The organism is Cognatiluteimonas weifangensis, from assembly GCF_003416885.1.
Taxonomy (GTDB): Bacteria; Pseudomonadota; Gammaproteobacteria; order Xanthomonadales; family Xanthomonadaceae; genus Cognatiluteimonas; species Cognatiluteimonas weifangensis.
In genome coordinates, this window is sequence record NZ_QVPD01000002.1 from 359,664 (window position 1) to 367,850 (window position 8,187).

At 71.7% G+C, this 8,187-nt stretch carries 6 protein-coding genes; 1 reads left to right on the top strand and 5 read right to left on the bottom strand.

What is annotated here, in order from left to right; translation table 11 throughout:
* Positions 1-63 precede the first annotated feature (63 nt).
* On the top strand, positions 64-1,155 hold the full coding sequence (locus D0Y53_RS03350) for a metal-dependent hydrolase (protein ID WP_117201775.1): 1,092 nt from the start codon (positions 64-66) through the stop codon (positions 1,153-1,155).
* Here the strand turns inward: D0Y53_RS03350 and dusB are convergent.
* The 5 genes from dusB to recQ form a co-directional block, all read right to left on the bottom strand.
* A complete protein-coding gene (dusB, locus tag D0Y53_RS03355; RefSeq protein WP_117201808.1) occupies positions 1,101-2,099 on the bottom strand; it encodes a tRNA dihydrouridine synthase DusB in 999 nt (332 codons plus the stop codon). The genes D0Y53_RS03350 and dusB overlap by 55 nt on opposite strands.
* A 74-nt stretch (positions 2,100-2,173) precedes the next feature.
* Positions 2,174-3,451 (bottom strand): nucleoside permease, encoded by a 1,278-nt coding sequence (locus D0Y53_RS03360; protein ID WP_117201776.1) that lies wholly within the window; start codon positions 3,449-3,451, stop codon positions 2,174-2,176.
* Positions 3,452-3,563: 112 nt separating this feature from the next.
* Positions 3,564-4,670, bottom strand: coding sequence for a GGDEF domain-containing protein (locus tag D0Y53_RS03365; RefSeq protein ID WP_233511619.1), 1,107 nt, complete (start codon positions 4,668-4,670; stop codon positions 3,564-3,566).
* 129 nt (positions 4,671-4,799) lie between these two features.
* Complete coding sequence (locus D0Y53_RS03370) at positions 4,800-5,486, bottom strand: TMEM165/GDT1 family protein (RefSeq protein ID WP_233511620.1); 687 nt, start codon at positions 5,484-5,486, stop codon at positions 4,800-4,802.
* 339 nt (positions 5,487-5,825) lie between these two features.
* Complete coding sequence (gene recQ, locus D0Y53_RS03375) at positions 5,826-7,640, bottom strand: DNA helicase RecQ (protein ID WP_117201778.1); 1,815 nt, start codon at positions 7,638-7,640, stop codon at positions 5,826-5,828.
* Between the last annotated feature and the right edge of the window lie 547 nt (positions 7,641-8,187).

Here is an 8,187-nt window from a genome sequence, read left to right on the forward strand (position 1 = left end):
ATTACACGGCATGCGTGGCACGCGGCTTGCGCGTGCCGGCAGCGGCGCGGTTAGCATGCGGCGATGGACTCGCTCACCCACCTGTTCTACGGCGCCGCGATCGCCGCGGCGATCGCGCCGGCGCGGCATCGGCGCGCGGCGCTGCTGGCCGGGGCCGCGCTCAACACGTTGCCGGACCTGGACGTGTTTCCGCTGGCGCTGTGCGACGACCCGATCGTGCGCATGACCTGGCACCGCAGCGCCACCCACTCCTGGCTGGTGCTGCCACTGCTCGCCTGGGCGATCTGGGCGGTGTTCAACAGCGATTTCTTCCGCCGCCGCGGCGGCCGCGTGGCGCAGGCGCCGCGGCGCTGGTGGTGGGCGATCTTCGCCTGCCTGATGGCGCATCCGCTGATCGACGCCTTCACCGTCTACGGTACGCAGTTGCTGTGGCCGCTGCCGCTGCGGCCGGCGATGTGGAGCAGCCTGTTCATCGTCGATCCGCTGTTCACGCTGCCGTGGCTGGTCGCGTGCGTGCTCGCCTGGCGCGCGCGCGACGGGCTGCGGGCGCAACGCGCGCTGGTCGCGGGGATCGCACTCGGCGTGGCGTACGTCGGCTGGTCGCTGGCGGCCAAATCGGTGGTGGATCGCGCCGCCGCGCGCGCGCTGGCGGCGCTGGGCCTGGGCGAGGCGCCGCGGTTCTCGGTGCCCACGCCGTTCAACACCCTGCTCTGGCGGGTGGTGGCGATGACCCCGGACGGCTATGTCGAGGGCGAACGCTCGCTGTTCGACCGCGGTGCGATGCGCTTTCGTGCGCACCGCTCCGACGTGCGCGCGCTGCAGGCGGCGCGCGCATTGCCGCCGGTGCGGCGTCTGGCGTGGTTCAACCACGGCTTCCAGAAGGCCGAACGCCGCGACGGGCGCCTGCTGCTCAGCGACCTGCGCATGGGCAGCGAGCCGGTCTACGCGTTCCGTTTCGTCGTGGCCCGGCACCAGCACGGGCGCTGGGTGGCGCTGCAGCCGCCGCAGCAGCTGCGCATGCAATGGCAGTCGCCGCGCGGGCCGGATGCGCTGTGGCGGCGGATCCGGGCCGCACCGGCCGCGCCGGCCGCTCAGGCCGCTCAGGCCGCGGCCGGCAGTGCCGGCGGCACGCCTGCGACCAGCGCGTCGAAGTAGTCGCGGGTCAGGCGCAGTTGCGCCTGCGCGCTGTCGGCACGGTTGACCACGGCGCGGAAGGCGGCGTTCTCGGGGCGGTCCTTCGCGTACCACCCCAGGTGCTTGCGCGCGATCCGCACCCCCGCTTCCTCGCCGTAGAAGGCATGCAGGTCGTGGAGGTGGGCGAGCAGGATGTCGCGCACTTGCGCCAGCGTCGGCGGCGGCAGCAACTCACCACTGGCCAGGTAGTGGGCGATCTCGCGGAAGATCCACGGCCGGCCCTGCGCGGCGCGGCCGACCATCACCGCGTCGGCGCCGGTATGGCGCAGCACCAAGGCGGCCTTGTGCGGCGAGTCGATGTCGCCGTTGGCGATCACCGGGATGCGCACCTCGGCCTTGATCGCGGCGATGGTGTCGTATTCGGCCACGCCGGTGTAGTGCTGTTCGCGGCTGCGGCCGTGCACGGCGAGCGCGGCGATGCCCGACTCCTGCGCGATCCGGGCGATCGTCGGCGCGTTGCGGTGGGTGGCGTCCCAGCCGGTGCGGATCTTCAGCGTCACCGGCACCGCGACCGCGGCCACCACCGCCTCCAGGATCCGCGCCACCAGCGCCTCGTCGCGCATCAGCGCCGAGCCGGCCCAGGCGTTGCAGACCTTCTTCGCCGGGCAGCCCATGTTGATGTCGACGATCTGCGCGCCGTGGGCGACGTTGTGGCGCGCGGCCGCGGCCAGCGTCGCCGGGTCGGTGCCAGCGATCTGCACGCCGACCGGATCCGGCTCGCCGGCGTGGTCCATGCGCCGCAGCGACTTGGCGGTGTGCCAGAAGCGCGGGTCGGCGGTGGTCATCTCCGACATCGCCAGCCCCGCGCCCAGGTGCTTGCACAGCTGCCGGAACGGCTTGTCGGTGACCCCGGCCATCGGGGCCAGGATCACCTTGGGTTCGATCGCGTGCGGGCCGATGCGCATGCCGCGCATTCTACCGATGGCGCCTGCGCCCGGCGGTGGACCGTGGCGACGGCCCGCCGCTGCCCGGGCGCCGGTCAGGGGCTGCTGACGTCGGCGGCGCCGTGCGCGGGCGCGCGCTCGCCGCGCACGTGCCGGTGCCGGAACAGCGGCACGAACAGCGCCGCCATCGCCAGCGCGTACAGCGCGAACGTGGTCCAGATGCCATGCCAGTCCTTGCTGCCGTCGGCCCCGGTGAAATACGCATCGATCAGCCAGCCGCTGATCGCGCTGCCGAGCACCGCGCCGACGCCGTTGGTCATCAGCATGAACAATCCCTGCGCGCTGGCGCGGATCCGCGGGTCGCTCTGCTGCTCCACGAACAGCGAGCCGGAAATGTTGAAAAAGTCGAAGGCCATGCCGTAGACGATGCACGAGAGCACGATCATCCACAGGCCGTCGCCCGGGTCGCCATAGGCGAACAGGCCGAAGCGCAGGAACCAGGCCAGCATGCTGATCGTCATCACCGTCTTGATCCCGAAGCGCTTGAGGAAGAACGGGATGGTGAGGATGAACAGGGTTTCGGAAATCTGCGAGATCGACATGATGATCGCGGGGTAGCGCACCGCGAGCGTGTCCTTGTAGGCGTCGACCGTGGCGAAGTCGTGCAGGAAAGTGTCGCCGTAGGCATTGGTCAGCTGCAGCGCCGCGCCCAGCAGCATCGCGAACACGAAGAACACGGCCATGTTGCGGTCGCGGAACAGCCGGAACGACGACAGCCCGAGGGTATCGACCAGCGAGCGGCCGGCGCCGCGGCCGAGCTTGGGCGGGCACGGCGGCAGGGTGAACGCGTACAGCCCCAGCAGCAGCGCGGCGCCGGCGGCGATGTAGAACTGCCCGGACGAGGTCTCCAGCCGCAGCAGGCTGGTGGTCCACAGCGCGGCGATGAAGCCGATCGTGCCCCACACCCGGATCGGCGGGTAGTCGCGGACCACGTCGCGGCCGTCGTTCTTCAGCGCGTTGTAGGCGACCGTGATCGCCAGCGCGATGGTCGGCATGTAGAAGACCATGTTGAGCAGCATCACCCAGAACATGGTGTGTGGATCGTCGACCAGCGGCACGCACGCCAGCATGGCCGCGCCGCCGATGTGCAGCAGGCCGTAGAGCTTCTCGGCGTTGATCCACTTGTCGGCGACCATGCCCATCAGCGCCGGCATGAACAGCGAGGCGATGCCCATGGTGGAGAAGATCGCGCCGAAGCTGGTACCCGACCATTGCTTGGTCTGGAACCAGTACGCGCCGATGGTCAGCAGCCACGCCCCCCAGACGAAGAACTGGAGGAAATTCATCACGATCAGACGCAGTTTCAGGCTCACCCGTGTCGCTCCCCTAGGCACGCGCAGGCCGCAGCTGGCCACCGCTGCCGCAGCGTAGAGGGAATCGGCGGCCGAGTGAAGCGCGCAAGGCGCGGGGCGGCGGTACGGCCGCTCAGGCGTCGCGCGCCATCACCCGGTTGCCGCCGCCGCGCTTGCACTCCTGCAGGCGGCGGTCGGCGCTGCCGAGCAGGGTCGACAGGTCGCTGCCGTCCTGCGGCCAGGCCGCCAGGCCGGCGCTGAAGGTGATGCGTTGCGGGTCGGCGCCGCGCCCGGGCCGGAACGGCCGCTCGTTCAGGGCGCGGCGCAGCTGTTCGATCCGCTCCCAGGCACTGCCGATCGGGCAGTGCAGCAGCAGCACGAACTCCTCGCCGCCCAGGCGGATCAGCCGTTCGCGGTCGTGCACGGCCTGGCCCAGGGTGGCGACGATGTGGCGGATCGCGCGGTCGCCGTCGAGGTGGCCGATCTCGTCGTTGATCAGGCGGAAACGGTCCAGGTCCAGCAGCGCCACGGTCAGCGAGCCGCCGCCGTTGCGCAGCGCGGCGATGACGTGCGGCATCTGCTGCAGCAGCCACATGCGGTTGGGCAGCCCGGTCAGGCCGTCGCGCCCGGACAGTTCCACCAGCCGCTGCATGCGGTAGACGATGGTGGCGGTGAGCAGGGTCATGATCAGCAGCAGCACCAGGCGCTCGCCCAGGTTGGCCACGGTGGCGGTGCCGTAGTCGACCGAGACCAGCTGGTCGGGGCTGCCGGCGGTCGCGTACAGCGCCCAGGCCAGCAGTGCGTACTGCGCCAGCGACAGCGCGCCGGCGTACAGCGTCAGGCGGCCATCGTTGCGCAGCGCGGTCATGGCGATGGCGATCAGGTAGAAGCTCCACACCACCAGGGAATTCATCCCCGCCACGCGGTCGCCGAGCGCCAGCAGCAGCAGCACGCCGGAGGTGGTGGTGACGTCGTAGGTAGTGGTGGCGTAGGGCAGCCACGGGTGGTGCCGGCGGTTGCGCGCCAGCGCCAGCCACACCTGCGCCATGATGTTGACGAACACCGCCGCCGCCAGCCCGATCACGGTCTCCCCGACCGCGCCGCCACCGGCCGCGCTGACCAGCGGCAGCAGCAGGATCAGCGCCGACAGCAGCGCGCGCAGGCGTGCGACCAGCAGTTCCCCGCCGGCGCCGAGCTCGAGCATGATCTCGTCCGGCCGCGCCAGCAGCGTCGCCAGCATCTCGCCGACCCCTTGCCTTGCCCTGCCTTGCACGCCCCGTTCCTCCCGCGAATCCGGCGCAGCATAGCGCGCTGCGCGCGACGCAGCCGGCATCGCGGGACGCATCGGCGCGCAGGGTGCGGGCCGGGATCAGGACACGGCTTGCGCCAGCGCCCACGACCCCAGCGCCAGGAACACCAGCGCCGCCGCGATCCGCGCCGCGCGCAGTGGCAGGCGCCGGGCGAAACGGCTGCCCAGCGCGACCACCGGGACGTTGGCCAGCAGCATGCCCAGCGTGGTGCCGGCGACCACCTGCCACAGCGGGCTGTAGTTGGCTGCCAGCAGCACGGTCGCGACCTGGGTCTTGTCGCCGATCTCGGCGACGAAGAAGGCGATCGTGGTCGCGATGAAGGCGTTGCGCGCCGGCAGCAGGCCCTGGTCGGCGTCGTCGAACTTGTCGGGTTTGAGCGTCCACAGCGCGATGGCGATGAAGCTGGCGGCGACGATCCAGCGCAGCATCGCAGGCGTCAGCCACGCAGCGGCCAGCACGCCGAGTCCGCCGGCCAGCGCGTGGTTGAGCAGCGTCGCCACCAGGATGCCGGCGACGATCGGCCCGGGCTGGCGGAACCGCGCCGCCAGCAGCAGCGCCAGCAACTGCGTCTTGTCGCCGATCTCGGCCAGGGCGACGCTGCCGGTGGAGACCAGCGCCGGCCACAGCGGCGCGCCGGAGAGCAATCCGTCCGGCTGCGCGGGTTCCGGCAGCGCGGCGCCGAGCAGGCTGCCGGAAAGCGCGCCGGCGGAAAGCGCACCCGCTAAAAACGTGTCGAGGGAAAGCATGTCGGCAGAAATCAGGCCAGCGGAAAGCAGGCCGGTCGGCAGCAGCAAGACGTCCAATCGGGACTCCGGGGCCGGGCGATCGTGGAGACGAAAGCAAACGCCGCGACGCCCGGCCCGGGTGCGCGACGCCTGCCTTCGGTCTTGCCCGCCGCCATCGTGCGATGGTGGCCGCGTGCGCCATGGCCGGCCGGCCAAGCATGTTGACGCGCGCTCCCGCGGTGCCGGCAACTGGCCACGCGCGGTCGGACTACTCCCCGGAGGAGGGGGCGGGCAGTGTAGCGGCGTCGCCGGCGGGCGCCAATGCCCGCCCCGCATCCGCTCACGCGCGCGGCAGCCGGCTCAGGCGGCCTCGGCCTGCGCCAGCTGCTGCAGCAGCGCCTGCCCGTAACGCTCGAGCTTGCCGGCGCCGACCCCGGCGATGCCGGCCAGCGCATCCAGATCCTGCGGCTGCGCCAGTGCGATCTCGCGCAGGGTGCGGTCGTGGAAGATCACGTAGGCGGGGACGTTCTGCACGCGCGCGGTCGCGGCGCGCCAGGCGCGCAGCGCCTCGAAGCGCGCTGCCGCCGCCGTCGGCAACTCGGGCGGCGGCGAGACGTCGCGCGGGCCGCGCTCGCGGTGCCGCGGGCGGGCCGGCGGATCCACGCGCAGCGCCACACTGCGCTCGCCCCGGAGCACGCCGGCGCTGACGGCGGTCAGGCGCAGCGCGCCGTGGCCGTCGATGTCGACCTCCAGCAGCCCGGCGGCGACCAGTTGCCGGAACACGCTGCGCCACTGCTTCGCGTCCAGCTCGGCGCCGACGCCGTAGGTACTGAGCGCGTCGTGGCCGAACTGGCGCACCTTGGCGGTGTCGGCGCCGCGCAGGATGTCGGTGAGGTGCGCGGCGCCGAAGCGCTGGCCGCTGCGGTAGACGCACGACAGCGCCTTCTGCGCGACCACGGTGCCGTCGACGGTTTGCGGCGGCGACAGGCAGTTGTCGCAGTTGCCGCAGGCGCCGGGGTGGGCCTCGCCGAAGTACCCCAGCAGCGTCTGCCGGCGGCAGCCGGTGGACTCGCAGTAACCGATCAGCGCATCGAGCTTGCGCCGTTCCAGCTGCTTGCGCTCCTCGCCGGCCTCGGAATCCTCGATCATCCGCCGCAGCAGCACCGCGTCGCCGAGGCCGTAGGCCAGCCAGGCGTCGGCCGCTTCGCCGTCGCGGCCGGCGCGGCCGGTTTCCTGGTAGTAGCCCTCCAGCGACTTGGGCAGGTCCAGGTGCGCGACGAAGCGCACGTCGGGCTTGTCGATGCCCATGCCGAAAGCGATGGTGGCCACCATCACCACGCCGTCCTCGTGCAGGAACCGGCGCTGGTTGGCCGCGCGCGTGCCGGCATCGAGGCCGGCGTGGTAGGGCAGCGCGGCGATGCCGCGGCCGGCGAGGAACTCCGCGGTCGCCTCGACCTTGCGCCGCGACAGGCAGTAGACGATGCCGCTTTCGCCGCGATGAGCCTCCAGAAAGGCCAGCAGCTGGCGGCGGCTGTCGTCCTTGGGCACGACCGTGTAGCGGATGTTGGGGCGGTCGAAGGAACTGACGAACCGGCGCGCATCCTCCAGCGCCAGGCGCTCGACGATCTCGCGCCGGGTCGGCGCGTCGGCGGTGGCGGTCAGCGCGATCCGCGGCACCTGCGGCCAGCGCTCGTGCAGCAGGGTCAGCTCGCGGTATTCGGGACGGAAATCGTGGCCCCACTGCGACACGCAATGCGCCTCGTCGATCGCGAACAGCGCGATTTGCGCACGCTCCAGCAACGACAGGAAGCGCGGGGTCAGCAGCCGTTCCGGGGCGACGTACAGCAGGTCCAGCTCGCCCCCGCGCAGTTGCCGCTCGACCGCGGCGGCCGCGTCCGCGTCCTGGGTGGAGTTGAGGTAGGCCGCGCGCACGCCGAGCTGTTTCAGCGCCTCGACCTGGTCCTGCATCAGCGCGATCAGCGGCGAGACCACGATCGCGGTGCCCGCGCGCAGCAGCGCCGGCAACTGGTAGCACAGCGACTTGCCGCCGCCGGTGGGCATCAGCACCAGGGCGTCGCCGCCGCCGGTGATGTGGTCGACGATCGCCGCCTGCTCGCCGCGGAAGGCGTCGTAGCCGAAAACGTGGCGAAGCTGGGCGAGGGCGGCGTCGGACATGCGCTCAGGGTAGCAAGCGCCGCTGCGGCGGCGGCCGGCATGTCGCGCGAGCGGGCGTAGGAGAAAGCCGTGGTGGATACGCACGGCGCGGTTTGTCCAGTCCCGGAACCGTCGCTCCTCTCCTCGCGCGCGCGGAAAAGTGTGGGGTGGCAGCTTTTCTCAAGTTCCTCTTCCAGGCGCGGGAATCCCCCCCGCCGAGGAAGCCGGTGATCCAGCCTGTGCGGGACACGCCGTGAATTCCCGCTACACGGGCCCAGTCCACGACATCGCCCTCCGGGTGCTCAGCAGTGCGCGAAGCAGTGCCGCGCTAGCGCACCGCTTTTCCCCATGAGATTTGGTGGCAGCATTCCTTCGTCTCCCGAGCGCGGGAACGTCTGCGGGGGAAGCCGGTGGCCCAACCTGTGCGGGGTAGGCGGTGAATGCATCCCCAAGTGCGGGAACCTCTGCGGGGGGAAGCCGGCGGCCCGGCCTGTGCGGGACACGCCGTGAATACGTCCCTGTAGGCTCCTCGGCGGCATCCATGCCGCCGACGGTCCCGCACAGGCCG

Excerpts from the sequence above, each read along its gene's own strand:
- D0Y53_RS03365 (WP_233511619.1), bottom strand. The coding sequence starts at position 4,670 with ATGCTGGCGACGCTGCTGGCGCGGCCGGACGAGATCATGCTCGAGCTC.
- D0Y53_RS03350 (WP_117201775.1), top strand. The coding sequence starts at position 64 with ATGGACTCGCTCACCCACCTGTTCTACGGCGCCGCGATCGCCGCGGCG.
- recQ (WP_117201778.1), bottom strand. The coding sequence starts at position 7,640 with ATGTCCGACGCCGCCCTCGCCCAGCTTCGCCACGTTTTCGGCTACGAC.
- D0Y53_RS03370 (WP_233511620.1), bottom strand. The coding sequence starts at position 5,486 with ATGCTTTCCCTCGACACGTTTTTAGCGGGTGCGCTTTCCGCCGGCGCG.
- dusB (WP_117201808.1), bottom strand. The coding sequence starts at position 2,099 with ATGCGCATCGGCCCGCACGCGATCGAACCCAAGGTGATCCTGGCCCCG.